Origin of the sequence: Magnetovibrio blakemorei, assembly GCF_001746755.1 — a bacterium.
GTDB lineage: Bacteria > Pseudomonadota > Alphaproteobacteria > Rhodospirillales > Magnetovibrionaceae > Magnetovibrio > Magnetovibrio blakemorei.
On sequence record NZ_MCGG01000013.1, the window covers coordinates 76,096 to 95,462 of the forward strand.

Annotated in this window: 18 protein-coding genes; 7 read left to right on the forward strand and 11 right to left on the reverse strand. The window is 55.7% G+C overall.

All coding sequences use genetic code 11. The features are described 5' to 3' along the window. Window positions 1-23: 23 nt before the first annotated feature. Window positions 24-1,289 carry a beta-ketoacyl-ACP synthase II gene (gene fabF / locus BEN30_RS04710; RefSeq protein WP_069957185.1) on the forward strand — a complete coding sequence of 422 codons (1,266 nt, stop codon included), beginning with the start codon at window positions 24-26 and terminating at the stop codon, window positions 1,287-1,289. Window positions 1,290-1,335: 46 nt separating this feature from the next. Then, complete coding sequence (mltG, locus tag BEN30_RS04715) at window positions 1,336-2,292, forward strand: endolytic transglycosylase MltG (RefSeq protein WP_245648988.1); 957 nt, start codon at window positions 1,336-1,338, stop codon at window positions 2,290-2,292. Window positions 2,293-2,312: 20 nt separating this feature from the next. Here the strand turns inward: mltG and BEN30_RS04720 are convergent, their stop codons facing one another. Next, entirely contained in the window at window positions 2,313-3,086 is a 774-nt protein-coding gene (locus tag BEN30_RS04720; protein ID WP_069957187.1) for an SDR family NAD(P)-dependent oxidoreductase, read from the reverse strand. Window positions 3,087-3,241: 155 nt separating this feature from the next. Between BEN30_RS04720 and BEN30_RS04725 the strand changes: the two genes are divergently transcribed. The 5 genes from BEN30_RS04725 (at window position 3,242) to BEN30_RS04745 (ending at window position 6,974) form a co-directional block, all read left to right on the forward strand. Further along, complete coding sequence (locus BEN30_RS04725; RefSeq protein WP_069957188.1) at window positions 3,242-4,132, forward strand: YicC/YloC family endoribonuclease; 891 nt, start codon at window positions 3,242-3,244, stop codon at window positions 4,130-4,132. Between the two features lie 28 nt (window positions 4,133-4,160). Then, a complete protein-coding gene (gene gmk, locus BEN30_RS04730; protein ID WP_069957213.1) occupies window positions 4,161-4,766 on the forward strand; it encodes a guanylate kinase in 606 nt (201 codons plus the stop codon). A gap of 120 nt (window positions 4,767-4,886) precedes the next feature. After that, window positions 4,887-5,504, forward strand: coding sequence for a hypothetical protein (locus tag BEN30_RS04735; protein ID WP_069957189.1), 618 nt, complete (start codon window positions 4,887-4,889; stop codon window positions 5,502-5,504). A 195-nt stretch (window positions 5,505-5,699) separates the two neighbouring features. Next, window positions 5,700-6,170, forward strand: a complete 471-nt coding sequence (locus tag BEN30_RS04740) for a nucleoside deaminase (RefSeq protein ID WP_069957190.1) — start codon at window positions 5,700-5,702, stop codon at window positions 6,168-6,170. A gap of 210 nt (window positions 6,171-6,380) precedes the next feature. Then, a complete protein-coding gene (locus tag BEN30_RS04745) occupies window positions 6,381-6,974 on the forward strand; it encodes a TMEM165/GDT1 family protein (RefSeq protein ID WP_069957191.1) in 594 nt (197 codons plus the stop codon). Here BEN30_RS04745 and BEN30_RS04750 read toward each other — a convergent pair. From BEN30_RS04750 to BEN30_RS04795, 10 genes are all read right to left on the reverse strand, one after another. Continuing rightward, window positions 6,971-7,597 (reverse strand): LysE/ArgO family amino acid transporter, encoded by a 627-nt coding sequence (locus BEN30_RS04750; RefSeq protein WP_069957192.1) that lies wholly within the window; start codon window positions 7,595-7,597, stop codon window positions 6,971-6,973. The two genes, BEN30_RS04745 and BEN30_RS04750, sit on opposite strands and share 4 nt — an antisense overlap. Continuing rightward, window positions 7,594-8,424: a 16S rRNA (adenine(1518)-N(6)/adenine(1519)-N(6))-dimethyltransferase RsmA gene (gene rsmA, locus BEN30_RS04755; RefSeq protein WP_069957193.1), complete on the reverse strand. Its 831-nt coding sequence runs from the start codon at window positions 8,422-8,424 to the stop codon at window positions 7,594-7,596. The genes BEN30_RS04750 and rsmA overlap by 4 nt, the downstream gene beginning before the upstream one ends. Window positions 8,425-8,427: 3 nt before the next feature. Next, window positions 8,428-9,510, reverse strand: a complete 1,083-nt coding sequence (pdxA, locus tag BEN30_RS04760) for a 4-hydroxythreonine-4-phosphate dehydrogenase PdxA (RefSeq protein ID WP_245648989.1) — start codon at window positions 9,508-9,510, stop codon at window positions 8,428-8,430. Continuing rightward, window positions 9,507-10,841, reverse strand: a complete 1,335-nt coding sequence (locus BEN30_RS04765) for a peptidylprolyl isomerase (RefSeq protein ID WP_170826957.1) — start codon at window positions 10,839-10,841, stop codon at window positions 9,507-9,509. Before BEN30_RS04765 ends, pdxA begins: the two co-directional genes overlap by 4 nt. Window positions 10,842-10,919: 78 nt before the next feature. Continuing rightward, complete coding sequence (locus BEN30_RS04770) at window positions 10,920-13,079, reverse strand: LPS-assembly protein LptD (protein ID WP_069957195.1); 2,160 nt, start codon at window positions 13,077-13,079, stop codon at window positions 10,920-10,922. Between the two features lie 6 nt (window positions 13,080-13,085). Further along, window positions 13,086-14,186, reverse strand: a complete 1,101-nt coding sequence (gene lptG / locus BEN30_RS04775) for an LPS export ABC transporter permease LptG (protein WP_069957196.1) — start codon at window positions 14,184-14,186, stop codon at window positions 13,086-13,088. 14 nt (window positions 14,187-14,200) lie between these two features. Continuing rightward, a complete protein-coding gene (lptF, locus tag BEN30_RS04780) occupies window positions 14,201-15,349 on the reverse strand; it encodes an LPS export ABC transporter permease LptF (RefSeq protein ID WP_069957197.1) in 1,149 nt (382 codons plus the stop codon). Window positions 15,350-15,488: 139 nt separating this feature from the next. After that, window positions 15,489-16,907, reverse strand: a complete 1,419-nt coding sequence (locus BEN30_RS04785) for an FAD-binding oxidoreductase (protein ID WP_069957198.1) — start codon at window positions 16,905-16,907, stop codon at window positions 15,489-15,491. Beyond that, complete coding sequence (locus BEN30_RS04790; RefSeq protein ID WP_170826958.1) at window positions 16,904-17,680, reverse strand: FkbM family methyltransferase; 777 nt, start codon at window positions 17,678-17,680, stop codon at window positions 16,904-16,906. Before BEN30_RS04790 ends, BEN30_RS04785 begins: the two co-directional genes overlap by 4 nt. A 282-nt stretch (window positions 17,681-17,962) precedes the next feature. After that, window positions 17,963-18,961: a cytochrome-c peroxidase gene (locus BEN30_RS04795; protein ID WP_069957200.1), complete on the reverse strand. Its 999-nt coding sequence runs from the start codon at window positions 18,959-18,961 to the stop codon at window positions 17,963-17,965. Window positions 18,962-19,367 lie beyond the last annotated feature (406 nt).

Here is a 19,367-nt window from a genome sequence, read left to right on the forward strand (position 1 = left end):
CCCATTTCGATACGAGGGTCAGTATGCGTCGAGTAGTGGTCACAGGTATGGGTATGGTTTCACCGTTGGCTGACGGTGTGAACACAAGTTGGACGAAGCTGTTGAATGCTGAATCCGGTCTCAATGCCATTGAAAGTTTCGATGTTTCGGATCTTCCAGCAAAAATTGCCGGTCAGGTGCCGTTGGGCGATGGTCCCGGCCTGTTTAATGCCGATACGTACATTACGCCCAAAGAGCGCCGCCGGGTTGACGACTTTATCGTCTATGGCATGGCGGCGGCTCAACAAGCTGTCGAAGACAGCGGTTGGGCACCCCAAGGGGATGAAGATCGCTACCGCACCGGCGTGTTGATCGGTTCGGGCATTGGTGGACTTCCGGTTTTGTCGGCGGGCTCTCTGACCGTCGATTGCGAAGGTGGCGGCGGTGTCCGTCGTCTCAGCCCGTTTTTCATTCCCGCCAGCTTGATCAACCTGATCTCTGGCCAAGTGTCTATTAAATACGGTTTTCAAGGCCCCAACCATGCGGTCGTGACGGCGTGTTCCACGGGCGCGCACGCCATTGGCGATGCTGCACGCTTGATCATGTGGGATGACGCCGACGTGATGGTTGCGGGTGGCGCCGAAGCCGCTTGTTGCCGGGTCGGCATGGCGGGCTTTTCCCAGGCGAAAGCGCTGTGCACGACCTACAACGACAACCCCACCGCGGGTTCCCGGCCTTGGGACAAAGACCGCGATGGCTTTGTTATGGGCGAAGGTGCCGGCGTGGTCGTGTTGGAAGAATTGGAACACGCCAAGGCCCGTGGGGCCAAGATTTACGCTGAAATTGTGGGCTATGGCCTCACCGGCGACGCGTACCACATCACCGCACCGTCCCCCACCGGAGACGGCGCTTATCGCTGCATGAAAGCGGCCATGAAGCGCGCAGGCATGAACCCCGAAGACATCGACTACGTCAACGCGCACGGCACCTCGACCATGGCCGACGTGATTGAGCTGGCGGCGGTCAAACGCGCATTCGGCAATGCGGTGAATGATATCTCCATGTCGTCCACCAAGTCAGCCATCGGTCATTTGTTGGGCGCAGCGGGTGCGGTCGAAGCCATTTTCTCGATCTTGGCCGTGCAAAACGGTGTGGTTCCGCCGACGTTGAACCTGGACAATCCCGATGAGGGGTGCGACATCGATTTGGTGCCGCACCAAGCCAAAGAGCGCAAAGTGCGTGCGGCGCTCAGCAACTCGTTTGGTTTTGGCGGCACCAATGCGTCGCTGATTTTCAAATCCTTCGACTGATTTAAGACTGGGGGCCCGCATGATCCGCGCCCTAAGGTTCCTCTTTATGATCGCCCTCGCTGGCTTAATGGCCTGTGGGGGCGGTTTTTTTTACATCAAAGACAAGGCCAATGCGCCGGGTTTGAATACCCAGAGCACCCGCGTGCTGATTGAGCCGGGGCTGGGCGTCAGCGCCATTGCGGCGCGCTTGAAAACGGCCGATGTGATTGCTGAGCCGCTGGTGTTTCGCATTTGGGCGCGCTTGACCGAGGCGCACACCAAGCTCCGCGCGGGGGAATACGAATTGCCCGCCCGTGCCAGTGTCGTTGACATTCTCAACATCTTGCAAAGCGGCAAAACGGTGGTTCACAAGCTGACCATCGCCGAAGGCTTGACCGTGACCGAAGCCCTGTTGATTGTCCAAGACGCTGAAGGATTGGAAGGGCCCATCACTGCCATTCCCAACGAAGGCTGGTTGTTGCCGGAAACCTATCATTTTGCGTGGGGCGAAACGCGCAATGATCTGATCGGGCGGATGGCCGACGATATGGGTGAAGTTTTGGCCAAAGTGTGGGACGAACGACCAGAAGATTACGCCTTGAAGTCCGCCGAAGAGGTCTTGATTTTGGCCTCTATCGTTGAAAAAGAAACGGGCATCGCAGCGGAACGGCCCAAGATCGCGGCGGTGTTTCTCAATCGCCTGAAAAGGGGCATGCGCCTGCAATCCGACCCCACGGTCGTTTACGTGCTCACCGATGGCGGCGGCGCTTTGGGTCGGGCGCTGAACCGCGAAGATTTAAAAATCGACAGCCCCTACAACACCTATCGGGTCTTTGGTTTGCCGCCAGCCCCCATCGCCAATCCGGGGCGGGCGGCGTTGGAAGCGGTTGTGCATCCCGACACGACCTCGGCGCTTTATTTTGTTGCCGACGGATCGGGCGGCCATGTCTTTGCCAATACATTGAAAGAACACAATAAAAATGTTCGGAAGTGGCGGGTGATCAAACGTCAGCGAGCAGACTGAGGGCGAACCGCTCTCAAAATCTAAGTTTTTTTCGGTGCACGCAACAACACGCTCACCCGCCAGCACGGGGGCAGCAGCGAAACCAGCCACGTGATGGCCGCCAGCCGCCACGGGAAAAAGACGCTGACTTTGCCTTTTTCAAGACCTTTGCGGATGATCCGGGCGGCTTTTTCGGCGCTCATGAAAAACGGCATGGGAAATGTATTTTTTGCCGTGATGCGGCTTTCGACAAAGCCCGGACAAACGGTGGTGACGATGATGCCATCCGTGCGCAGTGCGCCGTTGAGGGCTTCCGCATAGGCTTTGACGGCAGCTTTTGAGGCAGAATAAGCGGGTGCACCCGGCAACGACAACATCCCCGCGACGGAGCTGATGATGGCAATTTGCCCCTTGTGGCGCGGCTTCATGGCGTGAATGGCGGGCCAGATGGTGTTCAAGACGCCGGTGAAGTTGACGTCGAATATGGCCCGGGCTTGACGCTCCGTCTCACCTTCTTCGCCTTTACCGCTGCCTGCAGAGATGCCCGCATTGGCGATGACCAAGTCCAAGGGGTGCTGCGCATCGATGGCTTTGATGAAGGTCGCCATGGCGCTTTGATCGGTGACGCTCAAGACGGCGCTTTTTGTCGTTGCGCCCCGGTCCTGGCAGGCGCGCTCCACCTCGATCAAGCGGGTTTCATCGCGTCCGGTGAAAGACAGGTGCACACCCGGTTCCGCATATTCCAGCGCCAGCGCCCGGCCGATGCCGCTGCTGGCCCCGGTGATGAGAATGGATTTCGGTGCAGTTGGTTTCATGGGTTTTCGCTTTGAAAGGGAGAGCGGGTTACGGTTCAGAATATGGCCTTAACGACATCGCGCATAGGGACAAATGACACCGCATCGCGCCCGCTTCTTGTTGCCGCGGTTCGGGAAGGCTATAAGTATTCATCATTTTAAAGAGGGGGATTCCCGTGAGCGTATCATCCATGACCGGATTTGCCCGCAGCGAAGGGGCCACCGACGTCTGCACCTGGGGGTGGGAAGCCAAAAGCGTCAACGGCAAGGGTTTGGACGTGCGGCTGCGTTATCCGCGCGGTTTTGACTTTATCGACGTCGCCGCCCGCGACCGGGTGGCCAAACGCTTCAAACGCGGCAACGTGTCGCTCAATCTCGATGTGAACTGGACCCAGGCGCAGGCCTCGGTTTCCGTAAATGAAGACGTGCTGGCGGAAATTCTCGCCGCTATTCCCAAAATTCAAGCCGCCATTCCCGGTGTGCGTCCACCCTCCGTCGACGGCATCTTGGGCTTGCGCGGCGTGTTGGAACAAGCCGAAGACGACACCATCGATGCCGCTTCCCGCGCTCTGGAAGCGGTGCTGTTGGACGGCCTTGATCAACTGTTGGATCAGTTGGCGGAAAGCCGCGATTCTGAGGGCGAACGCATGGGTGGCGTGTTGCACGACCAATTGGCCAGCATTGAAAGTTTGAGCGAAGACGCCGGCGAACTGGCGGCTTTGCAACCGGACGCCATCCGCAAACGCTTGGCCACGCAAATCGAAACTCTGGTCGCCGACTTCGCCGTCCTGGACCCGGATCGTTTGGCCCAGGAAGCGGCCATCGTCATGACCAAGGCCGATGTGCGTGAAGAGCTGGACCGCTTGACCGCCCACATCGAAGCCGCGCGCGATCTGTTGGTTCAAGATGCTCCGGTGGGCCGTCGCCTCGATTTTCTGTGTCAGGAATTCAATCGCGAAGCCAACACGCTGTGCTCCAAATCATCCGACACCGATCTCACCCGTGTGGGCTTGGAACTCAAAGCCATCATCGAACAATTTCGCGAACAGGTGCAAAACATTGAATGATCCGCAAAACATCAAACGCCGGGGCCTTATGCTGGTGTTGTCGTCGCCGTCGGGGGCTGGAAAAAGTACCATTTCTCGGGAACTTTTGGACCGTGAACCGGACCTGACCATGTCGGTGTCCGCCACCACCCGTCCGCCGCGCCCCGGCGAAGTGGATGGCAAGGACTATTACTTCATCACCAAAGACACGTTCAAAGACATGGTTGCCAAGGATGAGTTTTTGGAGCACGCCACCGTGTTCGACAATTCCTACGGCACGCCCCGCGGTCCCGTTGAAGCGGCGCTGTCGAACGGCAAAGACGTGCTGTTCGACGTCGACTGGCAAGGCACCCAGCAGCTCCACGGCCGCGCCCGCAACGACCTGGTGCGCATCTTCATCTTGCCGCCGACCAAGGACGAACTGGAACGGCGGCTCCGCACCCGCGCCCAAGACCCCGAAGACGTCATCAAAAAACGCATGGCCAAAGCGGCTGACGAAATGAAACACTACGAAGAATACGACTACATCGTCGTCAACGTCGACGTCCAAGACAGCGTCGCCGAAGTCCAAGCCATCCTCACCGCCGAACGCCTCAAAAAAGACCGCCGCGAAGGGCTGTACGATTTTGTCCGGGAGTTGTGCGGGACGGGGTGAGGCTGAAAAGTTAACGGAGGGATCGAAGCGGGGGGGGAGTTAGTAAACTGTCCCCGTAATTCGTCCCCATAATTCACCCGTAATTCAACGACCAAGGATGTCGATAAATATGGTGCTATTATGATTGTTAAAAAAAAATCTTCTATAGCTGACGCGGCTTTTGCAGGTGCGTTAATGTTACTGCTCTCTGGCTGCGTTTCAACGATGTCGAAACAAGACCAAATCATCTGGGCACAGTCTTTCAATGCTGACACGGGCGAGCGTTTCATCCCCCCGGAACTGTGGAGTGGCGATCCTTGGGATGGCAATACTTCTCTTGCACGCTTGCCTAAACTGGATCATATGGCGACACGCAGTAATCTGCCTTCACGCATCCTTACCCAAGGCCCAGAGGGTGTTTCCCAAAAGGAACACCCAAATTGCTCAAAGCAGGTTTACGTCCGTAAGAATATTCATCCGTCGAGAGGGACGTATAAAACTCAATATTTCCAGGTCAACCTTGATGATAATGGCAAGGTCGGCGGAATTGGACGGTGTTGGGAGATAAGAGATGGGACGATTCGCCATATGTCCGAGTTTTCTAAATTTCCTATTGGGTATTGGAAGGCCGGGGATAACTACAAGGGGATAAGGATCACAAGCATCGGCACACCTGAAAGCCCTTGTTTAACATTCCAATGGCAGGGACAGGGGTATTACAGCTATTGCCCCAATCAAGGGAATGTAAGTCAGAACTAGCTGTGGATTACGGTGGACAGTATACTTTTCTTCAGTCTCTAAGACCTGAAACAGTCATTGCGAGCCCCCGAAGGGGGCGTGGCAATCCAGGGCGGCAGGTGAGCTGGTTGAGACATGGATTGCTTCGTCGCTGCGCTTCTCGCAATGACGGGGGGGATGACGGGGTTCGCATCGCATTATTTTGTTCGAGGGACCATGACAAACATCGAGACCGATCCGTTGATGCATTTAGCCTACGAGCAGGCTTTAAAAAGTTATCACGAGGGTGGTTTGCCCATTGGGGCTGTGTTGGTGGATCGTGCTGCCGGGACCTTAATTGCGGTTGGTCATAATCGCAGGGTGCAAGACGGTAATCCCATTTTGCATGGGGAGATGGTTTGTCTGCAAAACGCGGGGCGGCGCAAGACCTATAAGGGCTTGACGCTCTATACCACGCTCAGCCCCTGCATGATGTGCAGCGGCACCATTGTCCAATTCGGGATCGAAAAAGTGGTGGTCGGTGAAAAACGTAACTTTGAAGGCAATATCGATTTCTTGCGCCAAAAGGGTGTTGAGGTGATGTTGCTGGACGATCCAGAATGCACCGCCTTGATGAAAAAATTTATTGCGGAACAGCCGGAACTTTGGGGGGAAGACATCGCCGAAGAGGTGGCGGATAAGGCTTAATCTTTTTGAAGTGTGGTCTGAAACACCCTTGGCGGTCATTGCGAGCCCCTTAAGGGACGCGGCAATCCAGCGGGGGCGGGGTGCGTGGTGCCCTGGATTGCTTCGCTCCGTTCGCAATGACCCTGAGAGTGGGGCTCTAAAAAGTTGGCGGTTCTGCATATTTCAATGTACAGAACGACCCGTGGTTACACATAAACAAGGAATACCGGTGTGTGGTGGGAATCTGCGGGGCTGTCTTTGGTGCTGATTGCACTGGCGGAAATCGGCGATAAAAGTCAGTTGGTGTGCATGACGTTGGCGGCGCGTCACGGTCGGGCGTTGCCGGTGTTGTATGGCGCGGTGGCGGCTTTCGCCATTCTCAATGGTTTGGCGGTGGCGTTCGGCACGACCTTGGCCGGGTGGTTGCCCCAGACGTGGGTGTTGGCGGCCATGGCGGTTTTGTTTGGCGCGTTTGGTGTGCAGTCCCTGATGAGCGGGGCTGAAGACGAAGATGAAGAGGACGCGCCGCGGATCTCGGGTCACGGTCTGTTTGTGACGTCTTTTTTGATGATTTTTGTGGCCGAGTTTGGCGACAAAACCCAAATCAGTGTGGCCGGATTGGCGGGGCTTTACCCGTCCGTTCCGGTCTGGTTGGGGGCGACTTTAGCGCTGGCGTTGACCTCAGCCGCAGGCGTTTTGGCGGGCAAGACGGTGCTCAGGCGTTTGCCAATTTTGTGGCTGCACCGCTTTGCGGGCGGGTTGTTTGTGGGCTTGTCTTTGCTGGCGGCGTGGCGACTGTGGGTCATGCTTGAGGCTCACCCTTAAGCTGACAGCGACATCACCAAGCTCAAGGCAATCGCCCACATCACCAGAGCGATGAAGAGGTCCAGGATTTTCCACGTGATGGGGGTGCGAAACAAAGGGGCGAGCTTGGTCGCGGCAAACGCCAGCGCATAGAACCAGACAAACGACGCCATCGCGGCACCGCCTAAAAACCACAGTCGTCCCGGCCACGGATGTTGACCGGATATGCCGCCCAGCAGCACCACGGTGTCCAGATACACATGGGGGTTGAGCAAGCTGAAGCCCAGCGTGGTGAGCAGGGCGGTTTTGAGGCTCATGCGCGCCGGAGTGCCGTCGTCGTTTTCGGCCTTGAGGGCTTCTCCCCTCCATGCCCGGCGAAACGCTATGATGCCGTAAGCAAACAAAAACACCGCACCGAACACCGCCGCCCCGGTGGCAAGAAGAGGCGTGCTGGCGACCAGCGTGCCCACACCTGCGCCACCCAAAGCGATCAGTGTGGTGTCGATGAAAAAGCACGTGGTGGCGATGGAAAAATGGTGTTCGTGTTTTAAGCCTTGGCGCAACACAAAGGCGTTTTGTGCGCCGATGGCGATGATCAATCCGGCACCCAAGGCAAGGCCTTGGCCAAACAGGACGCTGTTCATTGGGTCTCATAGAGCCGGGCGAGGGCGGCAAAGTCTTCGACGCTGAGCTCTTCGGCGCGGGCGGTTTCCTTGATGCCGACGTCTTCGGGATTGAGTTTCAGGGCTTTAAGGCTTTGGCGGAGCATTTTACGGCGCTGACCAAAGGCTTGCGCGGTGACTTTTTCCATGGCGTCCCAGCTGGCCGGAGCCAAAGGTTGGGGGCGGGGAATGAACGTCACCACGGTCGATTGAATTTTTGGCGGCGGCGTGAAGGCGCGGGCATCGATGTTGAATTCCGGATGCACTTCGCATTGCCATTGGCTCATGATGGACAGTCGCCCATAGGCCTTGGTGCGCGGTTTGGCGGTGATGCGGTCCGCCACTTCTTTTTGAAACATCAACGTCAGGCCCGTGTAGGCGCGGGCGTTTTTCAGCCAGCCGATCAGCAACGGCGTGGCGATGTTGTAGGGCAAGTTCGACATGATCCGCCTGGGTGGTGGGCACAGGGATTCGAAGTCTTGCTTCAACGCATCGCCGGAGATGATTTCAAAGCGATCCCCGTAAGACGGCGCAAGGTAGTCTTGCAAGGCGGTGATGCAGCGCTCGTCGCGTTCAATGGCGATGAGCTTTTTCGCCCCCGCCGCCAAGATGGCGCGGGTCAGCCCGCCCGGTCCTGGACCGATTTCAATGACCGTCGTCTCGCTGAGATCCCCCGCCGTGCGGGCAATGCGCGCGGTCAGGTTTAAGTCCAGCAGGAAATTTTGCCCCAGCTGCTTTTTCGCCGCCAGATCGTGGCGCGCAATGATGTCGCGCAGCGGCGGCAGGTTGTCGATGAATTCGCCCGCCACGGATCAGGCCCCGGTTTGGGCGAGCGTTGCGGAACGCGCGTGGGCCATCGACGCCGCCATGCGCAACGCCGCCATCAGGCTTTTTTCTGACGCTTGCCCTGTTCCCGCGATGTCGAATGCGGTGCCGTGATCGGGCGAGGTGCGTACAAACGGCAGCCCCAAGGTGGCGTTCACACCGCTTTCGAAATCGAGAGTCTTCAGCGGAATTAAGCCTTGATCGTGATACATGCACAGCGCCGCATCATACGTGGGCAGGGCTTTGGCCGTGAACATGGTGTCGGGTGGCAGTGGGCCAAAAACGTTCAGCCCTTCAGATTTCAGGCGCTCAAGGGCGGGCCGGATGATGTCGATTTCTTCGCGGCCCATGGCCCCGCCTTCGCCCGCATGGGGGTTGAGTCCTGCCACGGCGATGCGTGGCTGGGCGATGGCAAAATCACGCTTCAAGGCCGCATGGGTGATGCGCGCGACCTCACAAATGGTGTTTGTGGACAGGGTGCGCGCAGCTTCGGCTAAGGACACATGCACCGTGGCCAACACCACCCGGAGCTTGTCGCACGCCAACATCATCACCGGCTGAGGTGTTTTTTCACCTTGTCCAGCGGCCAAATGGGCGAGAAATTCGGTGTGACCGGGGAACTTAAATCCGGCCGCATAGAGCGCGTCTTTGGCGATGGGGTTGGTAACCACGGAACTGGCGTGACCCGCTTGAACCAATTTAACGGCGCGTTCAATGGCGTTCAGCACGGACTGTGCGTTGCGGCTGTCGGGGGTGCCGGGAACGCTCGGAACGGGCAGCGGGGCGCTTAAGACCGGCAGGGCATGATGAAAATGATCTAACGCTTCAAGGGGATCTGATATCATGCGCACCGGAACATCCAGGTGGAGGCGCTTGGCAAGACTGAGCAAGCGGCCCGGATCGTCAATGGTGAAAAACACCGGCAAGCCCAGGCTGCGCTTGAGCCAAGCTTTGAGGGTGATGTCCCCGCCGACACCCGCAGGTTCGCCCATGGTCAACGCCACGGGCAGCGTATCCATGCCGATCACGTGCGGCGCTGTGTGCCGGGTCACGTGGGGTGTTGGGATCATAAACGGATGTCCACAAAAGCATCGCGGCGCAGATCGCGCAGTTTGCGTTCTCCGGCGATGTCGAGGCGTTTTTTCTTCAGTTTCTCACGAATTTCTTCACGAACTTTTTCCATATCCACGGTTTCATCCGTGCGTTCGCAGATCATCATGACGGCGACGCCGCCACCGGTGGCGACAGCGGTGCTGGGTTGACCGACTTTGAGGGGGCTGAGCACATCTTTCATCTTGTCGGACAGGGTGGAGAGTTTCATGGTCCCAAGTGATCCAGACATCAATGAATTTGACTGTTTTGAAGCGGCTTCAAGTTGGGCGCAGCCGACCAAGTGGCGGGTCGCGGCCTCAAGTTGGGCGCCAAGCGCGTTTAACGCGGCGTCATCACTGTCTTTGGGAGCCTGGATATGATATTGAGACAGCTTGATCAACGCATCACCACCGCCAAGGCCTGGGCTGGTGCGCACGTCGCGCAGCAGAAGAATATAATACCCGCCCAGGGCGCGCACCGGGTAGCTGGCCGTGCCGGGTTTCATTTTGGTGACGGTTTGTTGCAAGGTGGTATCCAAGTTTGTGTATTGGACCCATCCCATGTCGCCGCCCAATGCCGCCGACGGTGAGCGGGAGAAGTTTTTGGCGAGGGCAGAAAATGGGGCGCCCTGGCGCATCTGCACCAGCAAACGTTCAGCTATGGCCAGAACTTTGTCTTCTTGCTCAAGGGATTCCACGGGAAGATAAATTTCAGCGAGCAGGTATTCCGGGCGTCCTGCATTGGCCTGAATACGTTCGATTTCATCGTCGATTTCCCCGGCGCCGATCAAGATACTTCTGGCGAGACGCCGCTGGAGGTAGCCGCTCCAAGCCAACTCCGCCTCAACACGCATCGAAAGCGTAGCAATCGATGCTCCAATGCTTTGCAGGTGAACGCTCAGGTCCTCAAGGCTCATTTTGTTGTTTGCGGCGATACTTGTTTCGGCCATGTCGATTTGCGACTTGCTGATCGTAATATTTTCCCGCCGGGCCTCTTGAACTTGCAGCTTTTCGTCAATGAGCCCGCGCAGGACTTGATGGGAAATTTTGGCTCGGGTTTCAGCGTTGTTAGGCAGTTCGGCGGATTCAATCACCATCGAGATGCGTGAATTGAGATCCAGCATGGAAACCACATCGTCATTGACCACAGCCGCTATGCCAAGGCTGCCTTGCCCCTGTGAAGCTGTTTGAGCGTGAACAGAGCCCATTTGAAACAGGCTTACGGTCAAGCAAAGACCAAGCACGTGGACAATTGAGAATAATCCATGAGCCGTGTGGTTCTGACGTTTGGGGCGTGGAGTGATTTTCATATCCTTCAGCATATTGTTTGAGTGTGCTCTCATCATACAGTCGTCACCATGCCAACTGCAAATTTTCAAGGAACTGCTTTAACTTGGATTTACGCTGGAACTAAACTCGCCAAGGGTCTTGAATAAGACACGAAACATGATTGCGTCCGTCGGTCGCAGATCGCGGTCTTGATAGAACGTACGGCTGAATTGGGTGCTAAATTCCAAGCACTCGTCTTCATAAATCAAGCTTAGACCGGTGGAGCGTTGACCACCATTTTCCGATAAATCGCGCACGCCGTTGAATCTTGCGCGCCATGTGTCTGTGAGGTCGCCTCCGACAGCGTAATTGATTTCTTTTCGACCGCTAAACTCGCTGCCTTCTTGGCGTTCGAAGAAAACGTAGTTGGCATTATAATCTATGCTGGATGTGGTGCCGCTAACGGCCACTTCATGGCGGCGGAAGTCGAGTGTGTCTTTGTCAATGCGCGTGCGATAAAGCAGGTTGAGGCCCTCTTGTGGGGAAAAATCAATTTTCCCGACGTAATCGGAAAAATTATTTTCCAGACCTGATCCGCTGTTAAACGTGCTGTCGTCCTTCAGGCGATAGCTTTGTCCAACCAAAACGGATGTGCTGCCCCCACCGTCACCCGTCACACTCCATTTTGCCCCGAAATTGGCACGCGGGCCACTTTCGACGCGATCATAGCCGGTGAAGCGATTGGCGCTGAATACATTGGCATCGCTGAAATCAAAATCTTGGCTGTCTTCATTGGCCATTTTAAAGGAATTGCCGCCATACGGGCTGACAATCACTTGGCCGATGGGTTCCAAAACCTCCGTTACGGTTCCGTTGCGCCGCGCCAGGGGCCAGCTCCAGTCGAATTCCAGTTCCGGGGTGGGGCGCAGAGCGGAGCCATCGTAGGTGCTGCCTCTGCTTTGGGGTACAGGAAGCTCTTGGGCATTGAAAAAATCCAAGCCCATGGAGGCGCGCAATTTGTAAATATCGCCCTTGGGCGCGATATGAGAGATGTTCCAACTGGGCCTGACCGATATGCGCGTTGAATCCGTTCCCAGTTCCCGGGTGAGCTTGGTAAAATTTAAGTCCAGCGCGTTGTAGGCACCGTACTTGTCTGGGTCACCTGTGTAATTGAATTGGGCAACGGGTAAGACCAAAGGACTGGTCCGGGAATCATCGCTGGCCGACAAGCCCTGAAACGCCATGGTGGAAAATGAGGTGTACGTGTTGCCGCGAAAGCCTTCTAGGAAGGCTTGGCTGGTCAGTGAGCTTTCATTGCCATAACCATAACGACGCATGTAGGTGTCTGAGGATGAACGGTTGAGGTCTGCTCCCCAGCGCCATGTGCGGTCAACGTCAAAGCGGGCTTCTGATTTGATGTGGCCATAGGCTCGGGATGAAGCATCAAAAGCGCCACTCGTCTCTGCGGTGATTTCGCCTTTGGTGAATTTCTCGCGGTATTCACCATGGATCGCGCCGTATTCCTGAGACGTGATGAGCGGCGTGATGGTGATGTCGGAGGAATCGTCCAAAACGTAGAAATACGGCGCTTGTATGATGGAGCCAAGACTTGACGATGCGCCCCAGTTTGGGGTCAGAAAGCCACTTTTGCGCTTGACCGTGGGGTCCGGATAGCTGAGGTAGGGGGTGTAGACCACGGGTACGCCCATGACTTCCAGCCAAACATCTTTGTAGGTGATGATTTTTTTGGTGCGGTCGTGAACGATTTTGATGGCTTTGAGCTGCCACAAAAGAGGACGGGTGGGGTTGTCTTTACACGGTTCGCACGCGGAATAAATGGCTCTGTCCATGGTCATGGTTTCGTCGTTGACCAAGGTGGCCTTCTTCGCGGCAAAGCGGGATCTGTCCGCCATGACGGCCAGCAAGTCGTCCGCCATGCCGTTTTTCAAATCTCCCGTGATTTCCATAGTGTCGGCAAACAAAATATCGCCGCTGGGCTGGTGAAGGGCGACATTTCCGTAGGCTTTGATGGCGTCTGTGATTTGGTTGTAGGAGATCGAATCGGCCAATAAGGTGCGCTCACCGTGATTGACTTCAACGTGTCCGCGCGCGGTGATGATGCTGAGTTCTTTGTCATGGGTCATTTCATCGGCTGCGAAAGTCGCTGGGTTTTCTTCGTTTTGGCCCTGCTCAGCGCGCGCAGGTGTACTTGCCAGCGCGCCCAAGAGGACGGCCACGGCAAACAAAGCAGTTGCCAGCAGGGTGTGTTTTATCGTCATGCTGGGCTAACCATCCTCAAGATGAAACAACATGGCAAGCCCTAACATTGAGGCCACCCCAGATGGTGCCCATGCCGCTAAGGTCACCGGGATACTGTCTGACAGTCCCAATGCAAAAACCACGTCTGAAAAAAAGTACAAAATAAATCCCGTAAATACGCCCGAGGCAATCACAAACGTTGTCGCGCCCCGTCGGGCATGACGCAAGGTAAAAGTGGCCGCAATCAACACCATGGCGCACATCAGCAGCGGTGTGGCCAGCAGGGAATGCCATTGCAGGCGGTGGCGAATGGCGGAAAACCCAGCTTCTTCAAGGGTTTTGATGAATTCCGGCAGTTTCCAAAACGACATGGTCTCGGGGGCGGCAAAATTGTCCTGGATCTTGGTCAGGGTCAAATCCGTCTCAAGCCAATATTCCGACAAATGCTCGGGCGGCGCTTCGGGCGAATTGACCCAGGCATTTTCCATTCGCCAAAAGCCATCCCCCAGCACGGCGCGTTCGGCATCAATGCGACCGATGAAGGTATCTTGCCCCTGGAACAGATAGGTGATGGTGTGTTGCAACGTGACCTGATCGCCTTGTTGCAACAAGTTGATGGCGTGGACGACGGCATGTCCTTCGGCGGTGCCTTGACGGAGCCACAGGCCGTTGTCGGAAATGGCGAGAACACTTTTCTGGCCTTTTAAGAAGATGGCTTCCATGGTCTGAAAACGCGATAGGGTGGCCGAAGATAAGGGGTTAAAGGCTGCGATTTTAAACACGCCTAAGGCCATCGCTAAGATCAAGGCCGGTAAAATGAATTGCCATACGGAAATGCCCGCAGCACGGGTTACGGCCAGTTCTTGACTGCGCGACAGACGCCAAAATGCCGACATACCGCCAAACAGGGCGGCAAAGGGAAACAGCAATTGGCCCATGTGGGGTAATTTGAGCAACGCCATCTGGGATATGATCCAAAACGTCACTTCGGGTTTGGATGACGCGCGACGCAGCAGTTCGATGAAATCGAGCAAAAAAACCAATGTCAACAGGCCCACAAAAAAGGCCAAGAAACTGAGCAAAAAGTTTCGTCCGATGTAAAGCGACAAGGTACCAGATAGTTTCATTGCATCCTCCCGCCTTATGCCGTTTGGCCGGAATGAGGCGACGGCGCAGATGGGGGAGGGGCCGTGCGCGGTTTTTGCCCAAAACCCGGTTTTATCAAGATGAACGCGCCAAGCACAATGGGTGCTGCGGTCAAAATATAAATAATGGGGAATAAAGAATTGTCCTTGGCGGCTGCGTTTAAGATTGCCAAGAGAGAGCCTTGATATGCCGCCGCCAGCAAAACCGCGCCAAACACCCGATTGCCTTCGCCGCGGCGCGTGAAGGCGCCGGATATGAGAACAGCGAGGGCAAGCATTGTGAAACCCAGTGCGCTCCACGGCAACGCCAAACGGCGGTGAATTTCAACCTTGTATTTCCCAATTCCCTTTTCATCAAGTCCGGTCGTGTCCAGGTCGTACAACTCCGCCATGGACCGTTCGCGCGGTTCTCGGTGGCGGATGTTGTCCTCTTCTTCGGTGGGCGGGTCTAAGTCCAATACGGATTGATCGAAATAGAGAATGGTCAGTTGTTTGCTTTTGATGGTGAATTCCTGGCGGGAGCCATTGTACATCACAACCCGAGCTTGGCCTTCATTTTCAACCAGGGCGCCGCGCTTCGCCAGCCAGGTTTCCGTTTTGTGGCCGTCTTTTTCAATGTGCGCCATAATGCCCAGCAACTGGCCGTCGTCGGTGCGTTCGCGCACATACACGGTGACCCCGCGCGACACGTCATTGAAGGTGCCTTCGCGCAGCAAAACATGAGAAAAGTTATAGCGTGCATCAAATTTCATGGTGCGAAACTGGGCATAAGACGTCGGCACCACGTAGGTGGACAACAGATAACCAACGGCTACTGCAAGAAAGCTGAGAATGATGGCGGGTTTGGCCAGCGCCATCTGTCCCAATCCGGCGGCGCGCATCACCACCAATTCACGGTCCATGATCATGCGGTGATAGGTAAACGTGGTTATGGCGAATAGGCTGACGGGCAAGATGATGGTCAAAAAATTGGGCATCATCAATCCGGTCAGATAGACGAACATGCCCACCGACAGGCCGCTGTTGACGATCAAATCAACAAAGCGCAGCGATTGGGTCAGCCATACCACGCACGTCAGCGCTGACGCCACCAGCGTCATGCCAACAAACAACTGCCAAAACATGTAACGGGTAAGACCGTTCATGAACCCATAATTCCCCTCGGCTTGCCGTTTGGATGATGTCACCAGCGGCGCGTCCCGGACGAGCGCGCAAGGTGCGCGAAAAGTACGGCAAAATCAAGGGAAAGCACCCCAAAACAGCAAGAAAAACAACTGAGACAGATTAGCCTTGCGGCGGGACAACCTTACCGGGGTTGAGCAGATTTTGCGGATCGAGGGCATTTTTGAGTGTTCGCATCAAATCCAACTCCACTTTGGACTTCAAACGCGCCATTTCTCCCACTTTCAATTGGCCGATGCCGTGTTCGGCGGAAAAGCTGCCCCCTAAGGACACCACCAGGTCGTGGACACGTTCGTTCACATCGTGCCAGTGGCTGAGAAACTCTTGTTTATCAGCGCCTTCTGGTTGGGTGAGGTTGAAGTGAATGTTGCCGTCGCCGAGATGTCCAAAGGCCACCACCCGCACGCCGGGCAGCAGGCGTTGCACCAATTCGGTGGCGCGATTGATCATTTCGGGGGTTTTGGACACCGGCACGGCGACGTCGTGCTTGATGGAGCCGCCTTCTTTTTTCTGCGCCGGGGGGATGGATTCACGGATTTTCCACAAACCGTCTGCTTGCGGGCCGCTTTGGGCAATCACCGCGTCTTCGATGACGGTGGCTTCAAAGGCTTCGCCCAAGGTGGCTTCCATCAGGGCGGCTAAGTCGGCGGCTTTGTCGGCGCTGCCCAATTCCAGCAATACGTAACAGGCGTGACGGCCTTCCAAAGGGTTGGCGACGCCGTCAATGTGTTTTTGGGCCAATTCGACGCTAAAACCGCTCATGGCCTCGCACGCCATCAGCACGTCCCCGGCCCGTGCCCGGGCGATTTGAAACAGCTTCAGGGCTTGTTCAAACGATCCGCACCCTGCCAACGCTACCGTTTTGGTGTGCAGCTTGGGATACAGGCGCAACACCGCCCGGGTGATGAGGCCGAGCGTGCCTTCTGAGCCCAAAAACAGCTCTTTCAACTCGTATCCGGTGTTGTTTTTGCGCAAGGCCCGCATGCCGTCCCACACCCGGCCATCGGCCAAAACCACTTCCAGGCCCAACACCAACTGACGCGCATTGCCGTAGCGCACAACGTGTACGCCGCCCGCATTGGTGGACAAATTGCCACCAATGCGACAGCTCCCCTCGGCGCCTAAGCTGAGCGGAAAGTACGCTCCGGCTTCGTCGGCCGCCGTTTGGATATCAGCTAAAATGGCTCCGGCTTCGACCTCCATGGTGAGGTTCACGGGATCGATGCTGATGATGGCATTGAGCCTTGAGAAGTCAACGATCACAGCGCCTTGGGGGACGCCGCCGCCGACCAGCCCGGTGTTGCCGCCGTGGGCCACAATCGGCGTGGCGTGACGGGCGCAAATGGTCACGATGTCAGAGACCTGCTGGGTTGTGTTGGGTTTGACCAAGGCGGGCGATGTGCCTTGGTACAGGGCGCGTTCTTCACCCAGATGGGGGGCGAGCTCGCTCGCGTCGGTGATCACTCCGCCGTCGCCCAGTAATGCTTTTAGATCCTCAATGAGGGCTTTGGGATCGCTCACACGCCAACCTTCTCTATCGGCAGAAAAATGAAGTTAAAAACGTAATCTTGGGGGCTGGGTGCGTTGGTGTGGTGCCGGATGGGATCAAACAGGGCACCGTCGGTGAGCACACCCTTGCGCAAAAACGCCATGCGATAGCCCAAGTCCGTCACCCGTTTGAGATCAATTTCAATAGGCCGCTTGGGGTGTTGCTGCTCCATTTCGATGAGCAATGTGGGGCGGTCGCGGGCGATGGTTTTAAGCGCCCCGTCCAGCACCGCCATCTCAATACCTTCTACGTCAACTTTTAAAAAACCAATGTTTTTAATGCGTTGATCGTCAAGGCGGTGGGTATCGACGATGACATCTCCAAAACTGTTGCCGACCTTGTCGTGGTTGAGGCTGCCGCCTTGATTGGAATAGGTGCCGCGTGCCGTTTTGGGAATGCGAAGCGCAAAGCTGCCCGCTTGGTCTGACAGTGCCGCATGATGCACGGTGGCTTTTGCTCCCACGCCGCTTTTCAATACGTCAAACATCTTTGGGTTGGGCTCATAGGCATGCACGTGGGCGGACAGGCGTTCCAGCCAATAGGTGTAAACGCCTTTGTTGGCTCCGGCGTCGACCGCGTTGCGGGTGGGATCGATGAGAAACGGCAAAATGCGCAGTTCCGCTTCGCCCTTTTTCAATTCCCGGCGCGCGCGCAGGCCGTAATACAGCCGGGGCGGAATCAAAGCCCCGCGCAGCCGTTCTTCAAAAGAAACCGGAGGCCGCCAATTTTCGCTCAATGTGCTCACGTTGTTTGTCATCCCACCCAAAATCAAAATGCGGCGCGGACCATAGCACGCCATGGGCCAAGGGTGAAAGCGCATAGCATCCCACCTACATTGCGTGCGTCATCAACTCAAATCGCATTTAAGCATTATGTGAGATCTTTGAAAACGCAGTCTTGTTTGCAAGTGTCGCGTCAACGTTGAGATAAACAATTCCGCTTGGGATCATCTTTGGAAGCATGTTTTTACAGAGATAAAGGGGAGAGCAGAACTCCACTCTCCCCTTCTGTCAGTCTAAATTAAACTCTACTTGCTGAACGGCGTTGGACGCGGGGTCGTGTCACTGGACGGCGGCAAAATCGGCAACGTGAAGTTTGGTTGATCGCCCGTAAGGGTCTTCAGGAAGGCGACGATCTTGGTATTTTCTTCACGTGTGAACTTTTTGCCGAGTTGAACGCGGGCCATTGTATCGACGGCTTCTGGCAGGGTGTTGGCAGCGCCATCATGGAAATAGGGATACGTCATTTCCACGTTGCGTAAGGTCGGCACTTTGAAATTGAAGCGGTCGGCATCCTTGCCCGTTACCGCCACGCGGCCATCTGCCGAGGATTTGGTCTTGTAGGGTTCAACCACACCCATTTTCTGGAAGGAGTTGCCCCCGATAGCCGCGCCGTTATGGCAGGCGACGCAACCGCTTTCTTCAAACAGTTGATAACCGGCCATTTCGTCGGCACTCAGAGCATCTTTCTTGCCCAGCAGATATTCATCAAAGCGGGAGTTCGGCGTAACCAGGGTCTTTTCGAATTCGGCAATGGCGAGCGTAACCTGGTCAATGTCGATTTTGTCCTTGCCGAACACTTGCTTGAACTCGCGCACATAAGCGGGAATGGATTCCAATACGCCAATGGCAAGGGTATGGGTAAAGCCCATTTCGCCGGGGTTCGCAATGGGGCCACCGGCCTGTGCCTTGAGGTCTGCTGCACGGCCATCCCAGAACTGAGCAAGGTTGAGGCTGGAGTTCAGTACGGTCGGGGCGTTAATCGGCCCTTGGTTCCATTTGTCACCGATCGAAGTGGGAAGATTGTCCGTGCCGCCCATTGAAAGGTTGTGGCAGGAATTGCAGGAAATAAAGCCAGACTTGGAGAGCCGCGGATCAAAATATAGTTTTTTGCCGAGATCCACCATGCCCAGATTGATGGATTGGGGCGGCATGATCGGCTCAATAAAATCACCAGGATCCGCTTGCGCGGCAGCCGATACGGACATCAGACCGAAGACGGCAATGGATAACAGTATTTTTCTCATGAAACATACTCCCTATGAATGGTGAATATTTTTAGGAACGTCCTGCTGCATGCGCGAAAACAATACGTTCCTCATCTACAGAGAGGGGACTATAACCCATATTTTTTTTATGGGTAATAGTTTTAATTCATAATAATTAAATCAATAAGCATATGATTACATAAATAAATTTTTTGTAAGATATAAAAATTGCTGGCAAATAATCGTGTCTATAATTGACAAATAACAAGCAATTGACGTTGTTTGTTCGTGTGTTGGCGCCGTAGAAATTCATGCGGTGAGGAGACGTGTCGTACCCTGGATGGCGTCATTGCTGTGCTCATCGCCATGACGTCTCAAACTGCCCTTGCGAGCGCCGCTTGGTACGTGGCAATCCATGGAAGGGATTGGTTTTTTGAGTATTTGG